This is a genomic window from Staphylococcus sp. HMSC62B09, from assembly GCF_001839115.1.
GTDB classification, from domain to species: domain Bacteria; phylum Bacillota; class Bacilli; order Staphylococcales; family Staphylococcaceae; genus Staphylococcus; species Staphylococcus haemolyticus.
This window is the reverse complement of the sequence record NZ_KV840151.1, coordinates 1-22,987: the sequence shown is the minus strand read 5'-3', so window position 1 is coordinate 22,987 and position 22,987 is coordinate 1. Positions and strand designations below refer to the sequence as shown.

Annotated in this window: 22 protein-coding genes and 2 pseudogenes; 2 read left to right on the top strand and 22 right to left on the bottom strand. The window is 32.4% G+C overall.

The features are described 5' to 3' along the window. Nucleotides 1-124: 124 nt before the first annotated feature. The 20 genes and pseudogenes from sucB to HMPREF3265_RS12270 all read right to left on the bottom strand — a co-directional run bounded on the left by sucB (nucleotide 125) and on the right by HMPREF3265_RS12270 (nucleotide 17,521). On the bottom strand, nucleotides 125-1,396 hold the full coding sequence (gene sucB, locus HMPREF3265_RS08170; RefSeq protein ID WP_037551432.1) for a dihydrolipoyllysine-residue succinyltransferase: 1,272 nt from the start codon (nucleotides 1,394-1,396) through the stop codon (nucleotides 125-127). 15 nt (nucleotides 1,397-1,411) lie between these two features. Beyond that, nucleotides 1,412-4,216, bottom strand: a complete 2,805-nt coding sequence (locus HMPREF3265_RS08165; RefSeq protein ID WP_070861331.1) for a 2-oxoglutarate dehydrogenase E1 component — start codon at nucleotides 4,214-4,216, stop codon at nucleotides 1,412-1,414. A 282-nt stretch (nucleotides 4,217-4,498) separates the two neighbouring features. After that, on the bottom strand, nucleotides 4,499-5,860 hold the full coding sequence (locus tag HMPREF3265_RS08160) for a HAMP domain-containing sensor histidine kinase (RefSeq protein WP_070861329.1): 1,362 nt from the start codon (nucleotides 5,858-5,860) through the stop codon (nucleotides 4,499-4,501). Then, nucleotides 5,857-6,516: a response regulator transcription factor gene (locus tag HMPREF3265_RS08155; protein WP_070861327.1), complete on the bottom strand. Its 660-nt coding sequence runs from the start codon at nucleotides 6,514-6,516 to the stop codon at nucleotides 5,857-5,859. Before HMPREF3265_RS08155 ends, HMPREF3265_RS08160 begins: the two co-directional genes overlap by 4 nt. Nucleotides 6,517-6,707: 191 nt before the next feature. After that, nucleotides 6,708-6,814: pseudogene (locus tag HMPREF3265_RS12965) on the bottom strand (hypothetical protein); the annotation flags it as partial. 244 nt (nucleotides 6,815-7,058) lie between these two features. Then, nucleotides 7,059-7,682: a phosphatase PAP2 family protein gene (locus HMPREF3265_RS08150; protein ID WP_070581374.1), complete on the bottom strand. Its 624-nt coding sequence runs from the start codon at nucleotides 7,680-7,682 to the stop codon at nucleotides 7,059-7,061. An 18-nt stretch (nucleotides 7,683-7,700) separates the two neighbouring features. Further along, nucleotides 7,701-8,768: an undecaprenyldiphospho-muramoylpentapeptide beta-N-acetylglucosaminyltransferase gene (locus HMPREF3265_RS08145; protein ID WP_070581373.1), complete on the bottom strand. Its 1,068-nt coding sequence runs from the start codon at nucleotides 8,766-8,768 to the stop codon at nucleotides 7,701-7,703. Between the two features lie 18 nt (nucleotides 8,769-8,786). Further along, nucleotides 8,787-9,290 (bottom strand): GNAT family N-acetyltransferase, encoded by a 504-nt coding sequence (locus HMPREF3265_RS08140; protein ID WP_011275782.1) that lies wholly within the window; start codon nucleotides 9,288-9,290, stop codon nucleotides 8,787-8,789. Nucleotides 9,291-9,308: 18 nt separating this feature from the next. Next, a complete protein-coding gene (locus tag HMPREF3265_RS08135) occupies nucleotides 9,309-10,781 on the bottom strand; it encodes a S41 family peptidase (RefSeq protein WP_070861325.1) in 1,473 nt (490 codons plus the stop codon). Nucleotides 10,782-11,057: 276 nt separating this feature from the next. Then, the gene (locus tag HMPREF3265_RS08130; RefSeq protein ID WP_070439979.1) at nucleotides 11,058-11,279 is read right to left on the bottom strand and encodes a YozE family protein; all 222 of its coding nucleotides are present in this window, start codon (nucleotides 11,277-11,279) and stop codon (nucleotides 11,058-11,060) included. Further along, nucleotides 11,279-11,779, bottom strand: a complete 501-nt coding sequence (locus tag HMPREF3265_RS08125; protein WP_053017653.1) for a PTS sugar transporter subunit IIA — start codon at nucleotides 11,777-11,779, stop codon at nucleotides 11,279-11,281. Before HMPREF3265_RS08125 ends, HMPREF3265_RS08130 begins: the two co-directional genes overlap by 1 nt. Nucleotides 11,780-11,791: 12 nt before the next feature. After that, on the bottom strand, nucleotides 11,792-12,220 hold the full coding sequence (gene msrB, locus HMPREF3265_RS08120) for a peptide-methionine (R)-S-oxide reductase MsrB (RefSeq protein ID WP_037551444.1): 429 nt from the start codon (nucleotides 12,218-12,220) through the stop codon (nucleotides 11,792-11,794). Continuing rightward, on the bottom strand, nucleotides 12,213-12,740 hold the full coding sequence (gene msrA, locus HMPREF3265_RS08115) for a peptide-methionine (S)-S-oxide reductase MsrA (protein WP_011275777.1): 528 nt from the start codon (nucleotides 12,738-12,740) through the stop codon (nucleotides 12,213-12,215). Before msrA ends, msrB begins: the two co-directional genes overlap by 8 nt. Before the next feature lie 113 nt (nucleotides 12,741-12,853). After that, a complete protein-coding gene (locus HMPREF3265_RS08110) occupies nucleotides 12,854-13,699 on the bottom strand; it encodes a DegV family protein (protein WP_070861323.1) in 846 nt (281 codons plus the stop codon). Nucleotides 13,700-13,725: 26 nt separating this feature from the next. After that, nucleotides 13,726-14,205 carry a dihydrofolate reductase gene (locus HMPREF3265_RS08105; protein ID WP_070581371.1) on the bottom strand — a complete coding sequence of 160 codons (480 nt, stop codon included), beginning with the start codon at nucleotides 14,203-14,205 and terminating at the stop codon, nucleotides 13,726-13,728. Nucleotides 14,206-14,261: 56 nt separating this feature from the next. Continuing rightward, complete coding sequence (locus tag HMPREF3265_RS08100) at nucleotides 14,262-15,218, bottom strand: thymidylate synthase (RefSeq protein ID WP_070581370.1); 957 nt, start codon at nucleotides 15,216-15,218, stop codon at nucleotides 14,262-14,264. A gap of 236 nt (nucleotides 15,219-15,454) precedes the next feature. Then, on the bottom strand, nucleotides 15,455-15,889 hold the full coding sequence (gene brxA / locus HMPREF3265_RS08095; RefSeq protein WP_037551453.1) for a bacilliredoxin BrxA: 435 nt from the start codon (nucleotides 15,887-15,889) through the stop codon (nucleotides 15,455-15,457). A 36-nt stretch (nucleotides 15,890-15,925) separates the two neighbouring features. Then, nucleotides 15,926-17,038 carry a conserved virulence factor C family protein gene (locus HMPREF3265_RS08090; protein WP_070581368.1) on the bottom strand — a complete coding sequence of 371 codons (1,113 nt, stop codon included), beginning with the start codon at nucleotides 17,036-17,038 and terminating at the stop codon, nucleotides 15,926-15,928. 24 nt (nucleotides 17,039-17,062) lie between these two features. Beyond that, a complete protein-coding gene (locus HMPREF3265_RS08085; protein ID WP_070439964.1) occupies nucleotides 17,063-17,314 on the bottom strand; it encodes a NifU N-terminal domain-containing protein in 252 nt (83 codons plus the stop codon). 12 nt (nucleotides 17,315-17,326) lie between these two features. Then, nucleotides 17,327-17,521 (bottom strand): zinc-finger domain-containing protein, encoded by a 195-nt coding sequence (locus tag HMPREF3265_RS12270; protein ID WP_075140546.1) that lies wholly within the window; start codon nucleotides 17,519-17,521, stop codon nucleotides 17,327-17,329. 205 nt (nucleotides 17,522-17,726) lie between these two features. Here HMPREF3265_RS12270 and HMPREF3265_RS08080 point away from each other — a divergent pair, with 205 nt between their 5' ends. Then, entirely contained in the window at nucleotides 17,727-18,431 is a 705-nt protein-coding gene (locus tag HMPREF3265_RS08080) for a queuosine precursor transporter (RefSeq protein WP_070861320.1), read from the top strand. 118 nt (nucleotides 18,432-18,549) lie between these two features. Continuing rightward, complete coding sequence (locus tag HMPREF3265_RS08075) at nucleotides 18,550-18,951, top strand: ribonuclease HI family protein (RefSeq protein ID WP_070861315.1); 402 nt, start codon at nucleotides 18,550-18,552, stop codon at nucleotides 18,949-18,951. Between the two features lie 81 nt (nucleotides 18,952-19,032). Here HMPREF3265_RS08075 and HMPREF3265_RS08070 read toward each other — a convergent pair whose 3' ends face one another. Continuing rightward, nucleotides 19,033-22,158 (bottom strand): YSIRK-type signal peptide-containing protein, encoded by a 3,126-nt coding sequence (locus HMPREF3265_RS08070; RefSeq protein ID WP_070861309.1) that lies wholly within the window; start codon nucleotides 22,156-22,158, stop codon nucleotides 19,033-19,035. A 400-nt stretch (nucleotides 22,159-22,558) separates the two neighbouring features. Then, nucleotides 22,559-22,987: pseudogene (locus HMPREF3265_RS12620) on the bottom strand (hypothetical protein); the annotation flags it as partial.

Below are 22,987 nucleotides of genomic sequence, written 5' to 3'. Positions count from 1 at the left end.
TTCAAACATAAAAATTGGACTGATGATTTTTAGTCATCAGTCCAATTTATTATAGAGTCAAAAAATACAACGACGATGTGACGCCGTTGTATCAATATTAGTTTGAGGTTATATTCCTTTGAGCTTAGCTTTCTAAAAGTAAATCTTCAGGGCTTTCGATTAATTCTTTAATCGTTTTTAAGAATCCTACTGCTTCTTTACCATCAATAATTCTATGGTCATAACTTAAAGCAATATACATCATTGGTCTATTCTCAATTGTATCTTTATCAATTGCAATTGGACGAGTAATGATTGAGTGCATACCTAGAATAGCTGCTTGGTTACCATTAATAATTGGTGTACTCATCATTGAACCAAATACACCACCATTAGTAATTGTAAATGATCCATTAACCATATCATCTAAACCAAGTTTTTTATCTCTTGCTTTAACTGCTAAGTCAGCAATAGCTCTTTCAAGTTCTGCAAAGTTCTTTTTATCACAATCTCGTACGAAAGGAACTAATAAACCGTCATCAGTAGAAACAGCTACACCTATATCATAATATTGTTTAGTAATCATATCATCGCCGTCGATTTCAGCATTGACTTCAGGATATTTTTTCAATGCAGCAACTGCAGCTTTTGTAAAGAATGACATGAAACCTAGTTTAGTACCATCATGATCTTTAATAAATTGTTCTTTTTTACGTTTACGTAATTCCATTACGTTTGTCATATCTACTTCATTGAATGTAGTTAACATTGCTGTATTATTAGAAACTTCTAATAATTTTTTAGCAGCTGTTTTCTTTCTACGAGACATTTTTTCTCTAATTACAGGTTTATTAGGTGAACCTGTAGATTTTTTAGGTTCTTCTTTTTTGCTTGCTTCTTGAGAAGATTGGGATTGAGCTGCTTTTTGGCTATTTTCGACATCATCTTTACGTACAACATCGTTTCCTTTTCCAGAAACAGTGCTTAAATCTACACCGTTTTCACGTGCATGACGACGAGCTGATGGCGTTGCATTAACACGTTGATTGTTAGGGTTGGATTGTGTTTCTTCATTATTTGATTGAGATTCTTTTGGTTGAGCTGATTGTTTAGTCGCTTCATCATTGTTCGCAGATTGAGATTGGTCTGAAGATTCATCTTTGCTTGAAGAAGCATTACCACTACCTTCGCCAACAGTTGCGATAACTTGGCCGACTTCCACAGTGTCGCCTTCAGAAGCCAATTGTTCTTGAAGTACACCTTCTTCTTCAGAAACAACTTCAACGTTTACTTTATCTGTCTCTAATTCTAGGATAGCTTCGCCTTTTTCAACGCTATCTCCCACATTTTTTAACCATTCTGCAATGGTACCCTCTGTTATAGATTCTGCTAATTCTGGAACTTTTACCTCTGGCATAATATTTCCCCCTAGTTATTTTTCAATACTACTTTCAATAATTTGATTTTGAACAAGTTTATGAATTTCTCCATCACCTTCAGCTGGCGCTGCACGTTGAATTCTACCGTGATAGCTTAAATTAAATTGGTTACCTACAAGTGATTTTAAATAAGGATAAACGAATAACCAAGCGCCTTGATTTTTAGGTTCTTCTTGAACCCAAGATACTGTTTCAAGATTAGGTAATTCATTTAATACTTCTTTAATTTCCCCTTCAGGGAATGGATATAAACGTTCAACTGCAACTAATAAAATTGAATTATCAGGATTTTCAGCTAAATGTTCTTTTAAATCTATGAACATTTTACCTGATGCTAATACAAGTTTAGTCACTTTCTCTTTATTTCCATCCTCGACAATAATAGGTTTGAAACCACCTGAAGTGAATTGATCTATTGGTTTAGCAACTGTTTTATTTCTTAATAAGCTTTTTGGAGACATTACAATTAATGGTCTCATAGCTTCAGTACCTAAACTCTTAGCTTGTGCTCTTAGTAAATGGAAATAGTTACTTGAACTAGATAAGTTAACAACTGTACTATTATTTTCAGCTGCTAGTTGTAAGAATCTTTCTAAACGTGCTGAAGAGTGTTCAGGTCCTTGCCCCTCAAATGCGTGAGGTAAGAATAGCGTTAAACCACTTCTTTCTCCCCACTTAGCACGTGCTGATGACATGAAATTATCGAACATCATTTGAGCCATATTAGAAAAGTCTCCGTATTGAGCTTCCCAAATATTCATGCTATTTTTATTTTCAACATTATAGCCATATTCAAAGCCAACGACAGCTGCTTCAGATAATGGACTATTGTGAACTTCAAATGTGGCTTTTTGATTAGGAACATGATGTAATGGTGTGAATGTATCACCATTTTCTTCATCGTGTAATACAGCATGTCTATGACTGAACGTACCACGCTCACTATCTTGTCCAGTTAATCGAACAGATATGCCATCTTGAACAATCGTTGCAAATGCAAGTTGCTCAGCTTGAGCCCAGTCTACTAAACCATTCTCATTTTCGAAAGGCTCTCTACGTTTTTCAAGAACTTTGTTTAGCTTTTTAAGTACATGGAAATCTTCAGGATATGAAAGCATAGCATCATTAATTTCTTTAAGATGATCTACTGAGAAATCCTTATCATCACTTTGTAAAGGTTCTTGCAATGACTCAGGTCCTTCCATATCTGGATTATCCATTTTATCTGATTTATCAATCTTGTCTTGAGCAGCACGCATTTCTTTTTGAACTTTATCCATTACGTCTTCCATTTGTTCCTTAGAAATAACGCCGTCTTCAACTAACTTATTACCATAAATAATTTCAACTGAATCATGTTTGCGAATATTATGATATGGAAGTGGATTTGTAATCGAAGGTTCGTCCATTTCATTATGCCCGTAACGACGATAGCCAACTAAATCAATTACAAAATCTTTATGAAATTCTTTTCGGAATTCCATTGCAATATCAATAGCTTCAATTGTTGCTTCAACATCATCTGCATTTACATGTAAAATTGGTACGTCATAACCTTTCGCAATATCAGTTGAATATGTTGTTGAACGTCCATCAACTGGTTCCGTAGTGAATCCAATTCTATTATTTGTGATGATGTGTAAGGCACCACCAGTTGAATAACCATCTAGGTTACTTAAATTCATTGTTTCAAAATTAATACCTTGTCCTGGGTATGCAGCATCCCCATGAATTATAATTGGCATACCTTTATGGAAATCTGTAGATGGTTTACCTGCGTGTTTTGTGTCATCTTGTGATGCACGTGTCTTACCAATTACCACTGGCGCAACAATTTCCAAGTGACTTGGGTTATTAGCTAATGAAATTCGTTGTGCAATACCATATGAAGAAGTTGTCTTCACACCACCTAAGTGATACTTCACATCTCCTGTCCATCCAGCAGTTAGTTCAAGACTACCATCTTCTGGTAAGAATTTCATAGGATCTGTGTGCATAAACTCAGAAATCATCATTTCATATGGTTTTTCTAGCACATGAGTTAAAACATTTAAACGACCTCTGTGTGCCATACCAATTTGAATATTGTTAATTTCAACTTCAGCAGCACGTTTTAATGTATGTTGTAACATTGGAACTAATGTATCAACACCCTCAATAGAGAATCGTTTAGCACCAACAAAGTTTTTGTGTAAATACTTTTCAAAGCCTTCTACATGCGCTAAAGTATCAAATAATTTTTTTCTTTCATCATTATTGATATTAGCTCTATATGGTGTTTCAATACGTCGTTTTAACCACGTACGTTCTTTATTATTATTAATATGATTATATTCAAAGGCTATCGGCCCTTTATAACGCTTCTCCATTCTTTCAATTGCCTCGTAAGCATTATCATATATATCTTTGAAATGATCAGATACAATTTCAGCTGAGACATTTTCTAATGTTTCTTTATCTAAGTTAAACTCTTCAATTTCTAACTTAGGAAGATTAGTTCTTTTAGGAGCATTAACAGGGTAAATATCAGCTTTAAGGTGACCGTATTGTCTTATATTGTCGATTAAGCGCATAATACGCTTAATTGTACCATCGCCCGCTGATGAACCACTCCCTTCAGTGGTTGACTTAGCTGCGACATGAGCTTCGCCATTTTTAATAGTGCTGAAAAGAACTTGTAAATCATCAGGCACTGAACTAGGGTCTTGTAGATAGTCATCGTATAAATCTAACATTAAACCTAGGTTAGCACCGAAGTTTACAGGAGCTTCTGTAACATCCTTGTTATCCTTTGCCATAGTATTACCCTCCACAAAATAGTTAAACCGCTTACAAGTCAATAATAGCACTATTTGTGGCTTTGATAAAGTCCATTGACTGAATATTATGGAAAAAACAAAAATACTAAATCTAGTAATTTGAATTTATATGATTTTGTGTGAAAATTGATGGGAAATTTTTCTGAAAATGTGAAATAGAGATAGTTTGAATGAGTATTTTAATTGTAGATGATTATTTGAAAGAAAGTTATGCATTAAAAAACCGGAACAATTTAATTGTCCCAGCTTCGATTTAAACATTTATTTAAATATAATTTTAAACGTTGTATATTGGTTTACTTCGCTGTCAACAGTTATATATCCACCATATTGTTGTACTATCTTCTCAGCAATTGAAAGCCCTAAGCCATTGCCACCCTGACTTCTTGCGCGGGATTTATCAACTCTATAAAAACGATCAAAAATAAACTCCTGATCTTCTTTAGGAATACCAAGACCATGGTCTGTAATTTCAATACTAATTTGTTTGTTTCTTAATTGAGTAGCTATCTCGATTTGCTTATTATCTTTGTCATACTTCATTGCATTATCAATAAAAATAAGTAATAGCTGTTCAAATTGATGGCGATTAATCTGTAATGTTAATGGTTTCTTTGATAGATGCGTTTTAAATTGATAATCTGGATGTAATTGTTTTAAAGATTTAATACGTGAACGAATTTCTTCGTTAATATTTACTTCTTCAAATTCTAATGACTGAATATTAACTTTGTCTTTAGTCAATAATAATAATTCTTCAACCAACTTCGTTATTCGATTCATTTCCTCTAATGAAATATTAAGAGACTCTTCAAGTACAGCTGGGTCTTTTTTACCCCAACGTTGAATTAAATTTAAATGACCTTGAATGATTTGTAGCGGCGTGCGTAACTCGTGAGAAGCATCTTCAACAAATTGACGCTGTTGGTTAAATGATTCCTCAATTTGGTACATCATATCATTAAAGGTATCGATTAAATTATCTGTTTCTTCATAGTTCGTCTTGAGTTCAAGTTTATTTTGAAATCCATCTCGTCGTATTTGAATCATCTTGTTCGACATGGTTACGAGTGGCTTAGTTAATTGCGTTGAAAAAATATAACTAATACCCGCCATAATGAAAGTTGCCAACAAACCAAATGCAATGGCTACAAAATATAGAGAACGAACGACATTGTTATATCCTTCAAGGGAGTGAATTAAAACACTATAGCCTTCAAAACGTCCACTATGTATTGGTTCTGTAATAATTAAGTAAGGGATTCCATTATGCTTTGAAATTTGAATCGTTTCAGGATCAACAAAATCAATATCAGGTTTAAAATTAATCATATTTTCATTTGAGGATTGCATTAATTGTTTACCATTTCGATCGTAAATGATGGCTTCTTCAAAATTCTCCAACATAGCAGTCAAATCTAATGTAGTAATATTATTCATAGATCGTGATTCTACTAAATTAACGATATCATTTGAACTGTGTTCAGCCTCATCAATCTCACCGTCTCTTAAGGTATCTTTTAAAAAGAAGATTATAACAAGACAGAAAAGAATAATTGTGCTAAACATGATTAACATTGTAATCATCATCCACTTATATTTTAAAGTACCCTTTTTAATCATCTAATCACGTACCCAACACCACGAACGGTTTCAATCGTTTTATCTTTACCATAAGGTTTAAGTTTGTTGCGTAAATATCGAATATAAACATCTACGACATTCGTCTCAACTTCACTGTCATAGCCCCAAACATGATCTAAGATTTGTTCTCTTTGTAGTACACGGTTTCTGTTGGTTGCTAATAAATATAGTAGGTCATATTCAGTTTTAGTGAAATCTAACTGTTCTCCATTAATTGTGACATTAAAAGCATCGACGTCTATTTTAATGCCATTGATATCAATGATATCCTTTTGAGGTTGACGACGGAGTACTGCACGAATGCGTGCAAATAGTTCTTCAATTTCAAAGGGTTTTACAATATAATCGTCAGCACCGTAATCTAAACCGGTCACTTTGTCATATGTATCGCTTTTAGCCGTAATAATAATGATAGGCGTTGATTGTTCTTGTCTGACACGGCGACATATTTCTAAGCCATTTATATTTGGTAACATTAAATCTAATATAATTAAATCGTAATTATTACTTAATGCTTTATCGAGCCCTGTTTGTCCTTCATATTCTATATCTACACTATAATTATCATGAGTTAGTTCTAGTTCTAAGAAGCGGGCTAAATTTTGTTCATCTTCTACAATAAGTATATTAGTCATTATTATTTTTACCTCTTTTATTATGTATTAATCATATTTTAAATAACTAGAATGAGTTAAATCAATGATGCGTTTTCGAATGCATATTCTTATAATATAAGCTATATTTTATCACAGTAAAGACTGAAATTAGAGAATGGATTTAAATTGTAATGATATAATCAAATTTAAATGAGAATTTTTCGCAATTATAATTGACAATGATTATCAATGATGTATAATAATATTTGAAAATGATTATCAATACCGAATAAGACAATTCCCCCCACATATATTTCGTTCTTAAAGGATTGGTCATTTTCAAGTTATTCCCCTTTTATATGCCCGTAAAAGACTAACGTTAAAGTTTCAAACTTACTTTAAACGTTTTAATAAAAAGCAGTGAATCTAATGCCGAGGTTCATTGCTTTTTTTATTTAGTTTATTTAGTTATTCTGATTTGATTAAATCTTTTGAGTATCTACCAATTCAAATAGCTTATATTTAATCCTTAAAAAAATCGAGATACATTCTCGCGTTTTAAGAATGTATCTCGATATATTTTACGTAGTTGTTGGATATAAATGATTTTTAAGTATTAATGTTGATAGAACAATACAAAAAGCACCGCCAATTATACCAGCAATGACATCTGTAGGATAATGCACACCTAAATATACTCTTGAAATAGAAATCAGAAGAATAAATAATGCGCATAATCCTATAATAATTCCTTTATTATTACCTGATGCTTTTCTACTTGCTATGAACATCGCACTACCAAAGAATGATGTTGACCCCATAGCATGGCCACTAGGAAAGCTAAATCCAGATATATCAATTAACCGTAATAATGTTGGACGCTCTCGGTCAAAAATATTCTTCAGTAATGGATTTAATATACTTGAAAGAGACATAACAATCACAAAGAATAGCGCTTCGATTTTAAAGCGTTTTAACATTAAATATGCGACTAACATTAAAGATAGACAGACCATTGCCCATACTTCTCCTAGTTTAGTGGCACCCAAGAGGATAGAAGTAGTGATGAAACTTTCAGATGAATAAATAAATTCATATACTTCAGTATCAATCCATTTACCCAGTCTAGACTCATGGAAGGATGCAATGATACCAAATATTAAGGTAAAAACGATTAGCAAAGTAATACGTTTCGTACGATTCATTGTCTGCACCTCCTGAGTTTATAGAGCGTCCTTTAAAATTTTATTAAATAGATCTTCTTTTGTATAACTTTCTGTGTAAGTCTGCATTTGTTTAATGATTGACTCTCGATCATTTTCAATTTCTTTAAGTTGTTCTAATAATTTAACCTGTGTAAGTTGATCTTCAGGGATGGTTCTACCGTACCCTTTAGATTCAAAATTCTCAGCATTATCAATTTGATCACCACGTGATTGGTCAAGTCCTAAAGGTATTAATAACATAGGAATACGCAATGTTAAAAATTCATAAATAGCATTAGATCCTGCACGGCTAACTACAGTATCTGTAACAGCCAATAAATCTGTTAACTCTTCTTTAACAAATTCATACTGAACATAGCCTTTAGCATCAATACTAGAATCAACTAGTCCATGACCTGTTAAATGAATAATTTGATAGTCTTGAAGTAATGCTTCTAAATTTTCACGTATAGCTTGATTAAGCTTTTTACTACCTAAGCTACCACCCATGACGAGTAATACTTTTTTTGAGGCATCGAAACCTGTTAACTGGTAACCACGTGATTGATTACCTTCTTTTAAGTCTTGTCGAATGGTAGCGCCAACGAAGTCTGCTTTATCTTTAGGTAAATATTTTAATGTATCTTCAAAAGTTGTATAGATTTTTTTAGCAAATTTCAGTGAAATTTTATTAGCTAAGCCTGGTGTTAAATCCGATTCATGTATAATTGTTGGAATGTTTAGTGAGCGTGCAGCTATTACTACGGGAACTGAAACAAATCCTCCCTTAGAAAATAATAGATCTGGTTTCTCTCTTTTTAATACTTTGCGTGCATCAATAACACCTTTTAAAACTTTAAATACGTCTTTCGCATTATCAACTGATAGATATCGACGTAATTTACCGCTAGATATTGGATAATATTTAATGTTAGGTAATTGTGATTCAATCATTTCACGTTCTATACCTGTTTTAGAACCAATATAAAATGCGTCGTGCCCTTTATCAGTAGCTGTTGGAATTAAACTTAAATTGACCGATACATGTCCAACAGTACCGCCACCGGTAAATGCTATTTTAGACATAGTAATTAACCTCTATTCTTAAATGTTTTTATAATATGCGTAGAATGGTGCGCCTCTATCAAATGGATGATAGTCAATTTCTGCTTCACCGACTTTTATGAAACCAAATTTTTCAAAGAGTCCTTGTGCTGGCTTATTTAGAGCAAAAGTATCAGTTAAAAGAACATGGATATTATGTTCTTCAGCTAACTTAACTGCGAAATCAAATAACTCAGTAGCTGCTCCTTTATACTGTTGTGATCCAGCAAGTCTATGAATGACATAGGCACCTTCACGATCGATTGGCCATTCTAACTCATCATACCATTCTGATTGTTGTTGGTCGACCACGATAAAGCCATAAATTGTGTCATTTTCTTCCAACACATATAGTGTTTCGGTATTGATGTCTTCTTCAAAGTGTTCTGTAACTGGATATTTATCATCCCATTGATTATTATTAAATTCTTTCATTAATTTTTTGGCTTCTTCAACTAAAGTTTCTATTTGTGAAATATCTTGCATATTACCTAGTCTTATCATTGTTTTTGACACACCTCTTTATTTTAGTTTATTAATTAATTCATCTAAAACTTTATCTTCTTTATTAGCTTTTTCAACTAATAACTGTGTAAATTTCTCATTAGTTTTTTTATCGAATTTACCATTTAATGATAATTCATGTTCTGATTGGAATTTTTTAATAGCTGATTCCAAATTTGTATCAAATTGTTTAGAATCATTGTTAACGTCGTAGCCTAATGCATCTAAACCGATTTTGATAGATTTCACGTATTTTGTATTGTCACCAACAGAATAAGGTTTATCAGTTGGAATGACACTGATAGATTGATATTTAGGTGAAGCTATTTTTGTATCAGGTTGTATACCTTTCCCATGAATATAATGACCATCAGGTGTTAACCATTTCATTTGTGTATATTTCAATAATGAGCCATCTTTAAATTCACGAGTTGTCTGTACTATTCCCTTACCAAAAGTTTTTGAACCGTAAACTTTAGCTTTTTTGTGGTCTCTCATTGCACCAGTAAATACTTCTGATGCACTGGCAGAACCTTCATTTACTAAGATACTAACTTTCATGTCTTTAGCTTCTTTAGAAGCGTCATTTGACGTTTTGATTGATTCTGTGTCATCGCCTTTTTCAAGTTTTACAACTGTCTGATCTTTATCTATAAAGATATTAGCCATTTTTACGGCTTCATCAAGTAGACCACCAGGATTATTTCTTAAATCTAATACTATATTACGAACACCGTCTTTATGAGCTTTAATAATAGCAGATTTAAGTTCGCCTGCAGTATTATCTTGGAATTTGTTTATAGTAAATACTCCAATGTTGTCTTTCTTCTTATATTCCACGCTTTTTACATGGATTTTACCACGTTTAATTTTAATTTCTTTTTCTTGAGAACCACGTTTTATTGTTAGTTTGACCATTGTTCCCTCTTTACCACGTACTAATTTTACTACTTGCTCTAAAGGTTTGCCTACTACGGATTTTCCATCCACTTTAGTAACAACATCTTTTGGTTGGATACCGGCTTTTTCAGCAGGAGAATCTTTCATTGGACTTGTAATCATAATTTGTTTATCTTTTTTTTGCATTTCTGCACCAATACCTACAAAGTCGCCTGAAACATCTTCATTAAAGCTTTTCGTTTCATCTTTAGTCATATAATCTGAATAAGGATCTTTAAGTTCTTTAACCATGCCATCTATAGCAGCCTCAGATAATTTACTAGCATTTTGTTTTTTGTAGTAATCATTATTCAGTGTCTTATAAGCATATTCAATTTTTTTAATTTCTTGACGTTCATCTTTAGTTAATCCACTTATTTTGTGACTGATACCAATTGTAGCAGCAACTGTAATACCAGCTGTAATAATGATAACTCCTAATAAAAGTACTATAATTTGCCAAGTTTTAAAATTGATTCTTTTATTAGAAGATGTTTCATTTTTATGTTTGGAGTCTATACTACTTTGTTTTTCCTCAGAATGTTGACTCATAAAACCACTTCCTCATATAACATCTTATGAATTTATAATTTCATCTAAAAAGATAATATAAGTATGTCGTTATTTAGACACAAACGCAACTTTTAAGAATTAAGTTGAATAAAAAGCACAAAAGGAGTGGGACAGAATTCATAATGAATTCGTTCCACCCCCGAAAAGATGACTAGAATTGAGAAAGGCTTGATATACTTCTCATTTAGCTAGCTGTTATGAAATTTTTAATGCAATTTTAATATGATACATGTGCTAATCACATTACTGAGTAAGTCAGAATTTTAACCATTCTGTATACTCTTCATATAAATCATCAAACACTGACATGGGTACTGATATGTCGCTTTGCATTTCAATATAGTCAGACAATTGATTGAAATCTTTTTCATGTTTTGGAAAAGACAAATCATTAAATATTTCTTCAGCTAATTCTCCCTTGCTATCTTTACGCCCTCTAACCGTTAGAGCAAATTGATAGAATGAATGTTCTTTCATTAGCTCATTGTCACATCAACAATTTTAGTTTCACCTTTAATGACTGCTTTAACATCATTAACGTGAATTGATTCAGTTTGATCTGAATTTGTAATAATAATTGGTGAAATAACATCTTTCGCATTATTTCTAATATATTCTAGATCAAATTTAAGTAATGGATCACCAACTTGAACAGTGTCGCCACTACTTACTAAGATTTCGAAACCTTGACCATCTAATTGAACAGTGTCTAAACCAATATGAACTAATATTTCTAAACCATTATCTGCTTTAAGTCCTATTGCGTGTTTAGTTGGAAATACATTGTCAACTTTACCTTCAATTGGAGAAACAACTTCTCCTTCAGTTGGGTTAATACCAAAGCCTTCGCCCATCATTTTTTGTGCAAATACTGGATCTGGAATATCCTCAATATTAATATATTCGCCAGTTAGTGGTGCATAGATTTCAATTTCTTTATTAACTTCTTTACCTTTACCAAATAATTTTTTAAACATAATTAGTCACTCCTATTTTTCAAAATGCGGAATTAAATCTCCATATCCAAGTTCTTCTAACTTATCATAAGGGATAAATTGAATCGCTGCGGAATTAATACAATAACGTAGTCCACCACTTTCTTTCGGACCATCGTTGAATACATGACCTAAATGACTGTTAGCATCTTCCGATCTAACTTCTGTTCTAATCATACCAAATGTTTTGTCTACGAGTTCAATGATTTCATTATCATCAATTGATTTAGAGAAACTTGGCCAACCACAATTAGATTCAAACTTTTCCTCAGAAGTAAACAATGGTTTGCCCGAAATTTTATCTACATAAATACCCTTATCAAAATGATTCCAATATTCATTTTGAAATGGAGGTTCAGTACCATTTTCTTGAGTAACTAAATATTCCATTTCATTTAATTCATTTTTAGCTTTTTTAATCATTTTGAGACCCCCAATGTGTTTCGATAAATGATTTTCTTCCTGATCCACGTTGATATTGCTCATAATGAGCAGGGTTTTTCTTGTAATAATCTTGATGATAGTCTTCAGCAGGATAAAAGTTTTTGTATGGAAGAATTGGCGTTATAACAGGTTTTTTAAAAATACCTTCTTCATTTAATTGTTGTATTTTAAGTTCAGCTGCTTTCTTTTGCTCTTCATCATGATAAAAGATAGCCGGTTCATAGCTTTCTCCTCTATCAAAGAATTGACCACCGCCGTCTGTAGGGTCAAAAGTTTTAAAATATACATCTAAGATATTTTCAAAGGACGTAATGTCTGAGTTGAACTGAATTTGAACAGCTTCCCTATGTCCAGTTTGATTAGTACAAACTTGTTCATACGTTGGATTTTCAACATGACCTCCACTATATCCAGATACTACCTCTTCAATACCGGGATATGATGTAAAAGGCTTAACCATACACCAGAAACATCCTCCAGCTAAAGTTGCATATGCCATATTACTACCTCCTCTGTCATTATTTAAATTTACGATATAAATACTATTATTTAAAGTAATCTACTCACATTGATGAATTTTATTAAAAGAACAATAGGAAGTAAACAATGAGATTAATTTGATTCACGAACAACAACCAAGCCGATTGCTCCTTGACCAGTATGAGTTGAAATAACTGGTGTCGTTACATTAACATCATATTTCTGTTGGCCGAATACCTCATCAAATTGCAACTTGAGCTTGTTAACAAAGTCAAGAACGTTTGCGTGAGCAACACCAATCGATTTAATTTTATTTTTATCGATAAATTCTGAAATTTCTTTTTTTAGATATTGAATACTAGAATTTTGTGTACGTGCATTATGTACGATTTCTAAATATCCATCTTCTAAAGTGCCGACGGGTTTAATTTTCATTATATTACCAATAAAACCTTTTGTCTTACTTATGCGCCCACCTTTAATTAATTGATTTAATTGTCCAATTACAACAAAGAGTTTAGTGTTCTTTTGTAATTCTTTGAGTTTGTCTACGATTTGATTAGACGAAAGATTCGTATTAATTAATTCAACAAGTCGTTGGATTTGGTAGCCGAGTCCGAATGAAATAGATTTGGAATCAATTACGGTTACTTTAGTGTCAACCATATCACTGGCTTGCAAAGCAGTTTGGTATGTACCGCTTAGACCTGATGACATATGGATACTAAAGATTTCAACATCCTCTTTATCAAGTTCTTCGTATAGTTCAATAAATTTCCCGATTGGTGGTTGGCTTGTTTTTACGTCGGCATCTTCCTCAATTCGTTGAATATAAGCCTCAGATGTAATATCTATTTGATCAACAAATGATTTTCCGTCAATCGTTAAGCTTAAAGGTACTACGTGTATATTATTTTGTTTTAGATATTCATGTGATAAATCTGATGTAGAATCCGTCACGATAATTTGTTTAGTCATAAGTGCCTCCGGTATATCAATTTAATTTAATGTTTACGTACTAAATGTAAAAACGTATGTGGAATTGTATTTTTCTCATCTAACTCTCCGTCTACCGATGACTCTACTTCCCATTTTTCAAAAGTATAAGGTGGGAAAAATGTATCGCCCTGATGTTTACCATCAACAACAGTAATGTACATATCATCTACTTTATCAATCATTTCTTCAAATAATGACTGACCACCAAAGATGAAAATGTGACCTTCTAATTTGTAAATATCATCTATAGAATGAATCACATCTACACCATCAACGTTAAACGTTGTGTCACTCGTTAACACTACATTTCTTCTGTTAGGAAGCGGTTTACCAATTGACTCAAATGTTCTTCTCCCCATCACTAGTGTATTTCCAGTTGATAATTTTTTAACATGTTTCAAATCATTAGGTAAATGCCACGGTAAATCATTATTATATCCAATAACGCGTTGTTCATCATGTGCTACTAAAATTGATAAAGTCATATTTCCCCTCCGTATGAAAAAATTGTTTATATTAATAACCGCAAAATTTCAGCCTATTATACTGCAATAGGTGCCTTAATTGCAGGGTGTGAGTTATATCCAATTAATTCTAAATCTTCGTAATTGATATCGAAAATGGATGCATTTGAATTAATTTTTAAAGTTGGCGGATCAAAACTGTTTCTAGACAATTGTGTTTTTATTGCTTCAATATGATTAGAGTAAATATGTGCGTCACCAAAAGTATGCACAAATTCTCCAACTTCAAGATCACATTCTTTTGCTATTAAATGTGTTAATAATGCATAGCTAGCAATATTAAATGGTACACCTAAGAAAATATCTGCACTTCGTTGATACAATTGACAACTTAATCTGCCATCTTGAACATAAAATTGGAACATAGTATGACATGGTGGCAAAGCCATGCTATCTATTTCTGTTGGATTCCATGCTGAGACAATATGTCGGCGAGAATTTGGACTATTTTTAATTTGTTCAATAACTGTTTTAAGTTGATCAAAGTGGTTACCTTCTTTATCTACCCAATCTCTCCATTGTTTACCATATACATTACCTAAATCTCCGTATTTTTTTGCAAATGAGTTATCATTTAAAATGTGTTGTTTGAATTTAGACATTTCTTCTTTATACAGTTCATTAAAATTATCATCTTGTAGTGCTCGATGACCAAAATTGGTCATATCAGGACCATGATAATCATTAGATTGCACATATTTTTCGAAGGCCCACTCATTCCAAATATTATTATTATATTTTAGTAAGTATTGTATATTTGTATCGCCTTTAATAAACCATAATAATTCTGTAGCGATAAGTTTGAAAGATACTTTTTTTGTTGTAAGTAATGGGAAACCCTTAGATAAATCAAATCGTAACTGATGACCAAATTTAGAAATAGTACCGGTATGAGTACGATCATCCCGTTGATTACCAATTTCTAATATTTCTTCGCATAAAGCATGATAAGCTGAATCAAAGGAATTTAACATTTTGCTCATCTCCTAGAATTGTTTATATTACTGAATATTATACTAGATAATGCGTATTTATAAAATTAAAATAAAAAAATCCCAAATATAAAATTAGTTTTTAATTTTATATTTGGGATTGAAAAGTGAGTCCTTATTTATTCAATTCAAGTTTATACCCTTAATTTAGGATTACAATAGTAACTCTGAGTGTATTCTTTAATAAGGATGACTCAAATTATTTAAAATTATACTGCTTAACAGTTTTCGTCAAATGCATCTTTAATATCCATACAGATATCTTGAATGTCACGACCTTCGATATGTTCCCTAGGGATAAAATGTTTTAATTCTGTTCCTTTAAATAAAGCGTAGGACGGACTTGATGGAACTTGTTGGATGTACTCTCGCATCGCTTGAGTTGCTTCTTTATCCTGTCCAGCAAATACAGTGATTTTATTTGTTGGTTTTTTGTCATTTTGCTCTGCTACGGCAACAGCTGCAGGTCTGGCTAAGCCAGCAGCACAACCACATGTAGAGTTAATTACTACAAATGTTGTATCTTCTTCGTTAACATTTTTCATATAATTTGATACATCTTCACTTGTTTCTAAACTTTCAAAACCATTTTCAGTGAGTTCAGCTCTCATTTGTTGTGCTAATTCTTGCATATATTGTTCATAAGGATTCATAATTTTCACTCCTAATTTAATTTTACTTTAACATAATTATTTATTTCGATTAGCTATTTGTTTCCATACAGAACCTAGTGCCTCATTACCATTTTCAATTCTAGAAATTGCCATCTCAATTTGAAGTTTGACCTCATAAGCAGGATCATTAGCGTGTGACTTTAGACTAGGTAATTGTTCAGGTCCGCCTTCATCAAATAGAAACATAGCAGCTCTCCAGCGTACAATTTTTTGCGGATCATTTAAGGCTTTTTCCATTTCAGGCAGAGCCTCTTTAAAACCTAAATCACTTAAGCAATCTCCAGCAGTGCGTCTAACAGCTGGACTCTTATCATGCAAGCCTTTATATAAGTATGGAAGAATTTCTTTATCTTCAATCATGCCTATTAATACTATAGCTTGTCGTCTTAGGGGTGCTTTATCTTCTTGTAAAGCTTCATCTAATAAGTCAATATTTTGAAATGTAGGTGTTGGAAATTCTTTTAACATTCTTAATTTATCTTTCCAATCAGTAGCCTCTTTATATTCATTTAAAGTTACATGGTGATATTGTTGTTGCGGAATAACAATATCAGTTTCTAATGCAGTTTGAACTAGAGATGCTAACTTTTCAGATGGATATAAAGCAATGATTTCTTCGTACACTTCATTCATAACTTCTTCTAAATCACCGTATCTAACTCCCAAATCTTGCCATTTACGTAAAAACACAACATTGTCTCCATCTTTTTGAGCTTTTAACATACTCTCAACAAAATAGTCCGGCAACTGCTTACGATTTTCATCTGAAGTCGTAGTGAGTTTAATTTGATATGGAATACCTTTAAACATAAGTGCTTCAGCTTTAATCTCTCCGTAGTGTTCATCAAGCTTTTGTGATGAATCTATAAATGACTCACTATTTAAAGTTGAAGTGATTTGAGGTAAGACCACTTCCCAATCGGATTTAGGCTCTTTATCAATAGCTAAGAAGTCCATCACATAAAATATAGATTTGACACCGTCAATTGCTAATAAATCATTAATAAATTGTGGTTGTTGTTCTTCTATGTATGTGAATGTATTAGATTTATTATCTTCCCTTTTGTTAGATAATACGATTTTCATAGTATTAGGGCTTGGTGTCGGCTCTACTCTTAATATTTCCATAAGTGCATGTCCCCTTGTAAATATTTATTCAAAAGTATATTGAATTTGAGGAAGAATATTATTCCAATCTGCATTATCTTCTTTATCGACAGAAATAAAATCCATAACATAGAATATTGATTTTACACCCTCAATCTCGAACAGTTTATTTATGAAATCAGGTTGTCCTTCTTGTGCAGAAGTAAATGTATTAGATTTGTTATCTTCTCTTTTTTCACTTAGGTTAATTTTCATAGTGTTATGATTTGGTGTTTCTTCAATTGAAACAATTTGCATAGTCCTTACCTCCTATTGAAGTTCATTACCTAATTGTTTGATTTGTTTACCTATCGAACACTCAGATATACAAAAATGGTGTGCTTGTGTCTTACCTTCCGTCTTTCTGATATGTGTTTTTAGTAAACATTTTTCACAATAAGTATTCATTAATTCATCAATTTTATCAATTGCTTCTTGTTCGGAATGTGTAAGTATAACAGTCACTCCTTAAATACGGTATTATCTTAATATAAGCATGGAATAAGTATAACTTAATTTGTATTTATTTTGAAATAATCGATTTAATAAATAATAAGTGTTGATGAAAACGGTAAGTCTTATTGCATTTATGTAGTAATTACTATAAAATAATTAAGTTGTTTTTTGCGGTTTCTAAACACCCGCATCATCAAAATTTAGGAGGATATTTATGTATAATGAAATTTTCGGTGTAACAACATTTCTTGTTACATTTATATTAATGGTTATAATGTTTCGATGTTTTGGCAAACAAGGCTTAATTGCTTGGGTAGCAATTGGTACAATTATTGCTAATATTCAAGTAATCAAAACAGTTCATATTTTTGGCATTTCTGCTACTTTAGGTAATGTCATGTTTGCGTCTATTTATTTAGCTACAGATATACTTAATGACATTTATGGTCGCAAAGTTGCGAAAAGAGCTGTATGGTTAGGATTTTCTTCTACATTGGTTATGATTATTGTTATGCAAATGTCACTACATTTTATACCGGCACCTGAGGATATGGCTCAAAAATCTTTATCAACAATATTTGATTTAGTGCCAAGAATTGCATTAGGTTCAATTATTGCGTATATTATTGGACAACACGTTGATGTATTTATTTTCTCCGCAATTAAAAAAGTATTTAGCTCAGATAAAACATTTATCATTCGTGCTTATGGTAGTACCATGTTAAGTTCAATTATTGACACAGCACTGTTTGTCACAATTGCGTTTGCAGGAACTTTAACAAATATGGTTGTATTCGAAATATTCATTACAACTTATTTATTAAAACTTATTTCTACTATATTTAATGTACCATTCGGTTATATAGCTAAATCTATGTATCGTAAAGGTCAAATTCATAAACTAGATAAGGGATATTAAAGAATATTATGGGAATGGAAATGATTTCTTAATGAAATCTATGCCATTCCCTATTTTCTTATTTTGTAATACGATAAGAATAGTGAAATTATAAAAATTAAAAAGGTGTTAAATTTATATGGCAAAAATTTACTTTGATGCAGCTACCAGAGGTAATCCTGGGCGAAGTGCATGCGGAATAGTTATCAAAGAGAATGATGAAAAGTATGTATATACGCACGACTTAGGGGAACTAGATAATCACAGCGCGGAATGGGCTGCCCTTATTCATGCACTTGAACATGCTCGTGAACAGAATGTTGTTAATGCTTTATTATATACTGATTCAAAATTAATTGAAGATAGTGTTAATCAAGGATTTGTAAAAAACGCACGATTTAAACCATATTATGAGAATTTGGAAATACTTGAAAAAAGTTTTGAATTGGTGTTTGTAAAATGGGTACCTAGAGAACAAAATAAAGAAGCAAATCATATGGCGCAACAAGCATTGTTTAAACTAACTAAAAAGAAAAATTAACATTAGTTTAATACATTACACCCCCTCTATTTAATTTGAAATTAAATAGAGGGGGTGTTTTTTAGTTAAGTAAAAAAGCCATTACTTCTCTTCTTTTTTAAATCTTCTTAATAATAATGCGATCCCACTTAATAGTGAAGTCATTAAGAATGCAGTTGATGATTCACTATTGTTGTAACCAGTGTTAGGTAAAGAGCCTACAGTATTTTGATTTCTATCATTTTGATTATGATTGTAATTGTTGTGATAATTTTGATTATTACCATTTTGATTATAGCCATTCAAATTATCACCTTGATCACCTGTATTTCCACTATTGTGTTTTGAATCTTTTTGAATTGTATTGTGAGTACGACGACCATTTTTATCTGCTCTATCATTGTCTGCTAATGTTGCTTTAACTGGTTTAGATAAAGAACTATTTGGTTGTGCTGCATTGTCAGTTGCTTTTACATAAACATTGCCTTCAGGAATTAGCTTTGTTGGTGTAATTATCGCATTACCTTTTTCATCTGTAACGCCAGAGCCAATAACATGGAAATCTTTGTCTAATAATTCCACTTTAGTGTTAGGGTCAGTTGATACTGAAACCGGTGTATAAGTATTTGCTTTTCCGTTAAGACCTGTATTCACTTTAGGTACAGAAGGTGGCGTTGTGTCTGTAGCTTCGATTGGATCAGATGTTGAGCTATTTGGATGTTCAGTATGATCTGTAGCTTTAATCGTTACATTACCCTCAGGAATTGGTTTTGTAGGTGTAATAAAAGCATGACCATTTAGGTCCGTGTCACCTGTACCAATGAGTTGTCCATCTTTATCGAATATTTCTATATGCGTATTTAGATCTGTTACAACTTCAATAGGATCCTGTGTATTGGCTTTACCTGCTAATCCGCCAGGAACTGTTGGTTTTATTGGCGGTGTTATATCGATAACGTTAACAGGTTTAGAAACCGAACTATTTGGTTGTGCTGCATTGTCAGTCGCTTTTACGTAAATATTTCCTTCAGGGATTGGAAGATTTGGCGTTATTGTTACGTGCCCTTGACCGTCTGTAATGCCAGAACCAATGATATTACCATCCTTATCAATAATATCAACATGAGTATTGGGGTCAGTCGTAATTGAAATTGGTGTTAGAGTTCCACCTTTATCAGAAACGTCTGTATTAAATGTTGGTATATTCGGTGGCGTCGTATCAGTCGCTTTTACTGGATCCGAAATTGAACTGTTAGGTACTTCCGCATTATCTGTTGCCTTGGCAGTGACATTACCTTCAGGAATAGGTTTAGTTGGTGTAATAAACGCACGTCCAGTACTATCAGTCATGCCAGAACCAATCACATTACCATCTTTATCTAAAAGTTCAACTTTAGTATTTGGATCAGTAGTTACTTCCACAGGATCAATACTACCGGCTTTACCACCCAAGTTACCCACAACAGATGGTTTTGTAGGTGGTGTTGTATCAGTCGCTTTTACTGGTTCAGAGGTAGAACTATTAGGATGTTCTGCATGGTCAGTCGCCTTAGCAGTGATATTGCCTTCAGGAATTGCTTTATTCGGTATGATTGTCACTTGTCCAGAACCATTTGTTTCACCAGAACCTAAACTATTACCATCTTTATCAAACAATTCAACAGTTGTGTTAGGATCAGTCGTAACAGTGATTGGCGTTTGAGTACCAGCTTTGCCACCTATCTCTGTATTAAAAATTGGAATGATTGGTGGTGTTGTGTCCGTTGCTTTTTTAGGCTGAGAAGTAGAACTATTTGGATGTTCTGCGTTATCAGTTGCTTTAGCGGTTACATCACCTTCCGGAATCGGACGATTAGGTTTAATTGTTACGTGTCCAGTAGAATCAGTTGTTCCAGATCCCAGACTATTATCATCTTTATCAAACAATTCAACAACCGTGTCAGGATCTGTTGTAACTGTAATCGGTGTTTGAGTACCAGCTTTACTAGTTAGGTCAGTTTCTAGATTAGGTGAAGTTGGTGGTGTTAAATCTGTTACATTTACTGGGTCTGAATAACTGCTATTTGGTGTTTCCGCATCATCTGTTGCTTTTGCCGTTAATGGTCCTTCAACCAATGGTCTATTTGGAGTAATTGTAATATGTCCAGTATGATCAGTCATTCCACTACCTAATAAATTATTATCTTTATCAAATAATTCAACTTTAGTATCAGGGTCAGTAGTAATTTCAATTGGTGTTACTGTACATACTTTATCCACTAAATTTGTATGAATAATTGGTTTATCAGGCGGTGTAGTGTCGGTAGCTTTCTTAGGATCTGAAGTAGATGAGTTTCCACTATCGTCAGTAGCTACAGCTGTTACATTACCTTCAGGAATAGGTCTAGTTGGTACAATGTAAGCATGACCTTTATCATTTGTTCTTGAAGCCCCTAAAGGTTTATTGTATTTATCCCTTAATTCAATTCTTGTAAAAGGATCAGTTGTAACTTCGATTACAAATGGTCTATGTAGAGGGTCTATATTCAACGCTTCCACAGGATCTGATGTAACACTTTCCGTACCACGAGTGGCTCTTGCCGAAACATTACCTTTGGGAATCCACTGCTGTGGAGTAATAGTGACATGACCCGTTTCATTTGTTCTACCAGTACCCATTGTTGCACCATCTTTATCCAATAGTGCTACCTCAGTATTAGGTGAAGTCAATATTTCAATTGGTCTTTTCGTATTAGCTGCATCGCCCACACTTGTAACAAAAGTTGGTTTAATAAGCGGTGCTTGCTGATCATTTGTCGTTGGTGATGAAGGGTTTGTTGCTGGATTAGAAGAATCTTCAACTGTTCCTGTAACTACTCTAGTGAAATCAGTTTCATCTGAATTAGAAGCTCTTTTTTTTCTAATGTGAATGTTTTGTGGATGATTTGATACACTAGAATCATTATTAGTTTGTTTAATTAATTTAACTTTATTATTAGTGTTATTGACTTGATTTGAATGTACTTGACCTGTGTTATTATTGGCTAAATGTTGAATTGACGTATTTGTACTTTCGTTAATTATACTTTCTTGATTGTTATTCGTAAGTTGTTGAGTGAGATTTAAATGCTCGCTAGCTTGTGCATCGTTGTTTACCCCTAAAAATACGAATGTCGCTACTAATGTTGAAAAAGTACCGATTGCATATTTACGAATGCTAAATTTTTGTAATTGATTATGATGATTCATGGTGCGATATTCTCCTTTACTATTTTAGTGGAAATTAATAAAAGTTATTGTTTATGACATTTTAATTTAGCGCATTTCACATAACTATTAATTTAATATCATACTAGATATAGAAATCAAATTTAATTTATATAATATTATTATATCATTCGTTTTGTAATAAATGTTGTGATATTTAAAAATAGTCTTCTTATTTTAATTCGTTTCTAAACGGGGTAAAGTTTTTAATAAATGTCTCTGAAATATTTCGTCAAATTATATTGATATGATTATATTTTCAATAGATACTTTAATTTTAAATTAATATAAATATATGAATTTTTGAAAATCAAAAATCCACTGAAATCATTTAAGATCTCAGTGGATTTTCTAATTAGCATATATATTAGAAATATTAGAATTACTTATTTCTGTTATTATCTTTTCTTCTACCAATTAGTAAAACAAAGCTACCTAGTAGTGTAACTAAATAAGGTAAAGAATTATCTGTTGTTTCTTTTATACCAGTATTTGGTAAATCTTTTACTTTATTTTTAGAAATACCATCTACATTAGTTTCATTTTTCTTTACACCACGTATTGTATTTTTAGATTTATTTGAATTTTGGTTTCTATACTCTTTTGAATTATGGTTCTTAGATATTTTTGTTTTATAGTGTTTAGCTTTTTCACCTGATTTTACAGTCGGTTTAGTAGCTTTTACTGGCTTAGATACAGAACTATTCGGATGTTCTGCATTATCCGTGGCTTTTACAGTGACATTACCTTCTGGAATAGGCACCGTTGGTGTAATTGTCGCATGACCAGTACTATCTGTAGTACCTGAACC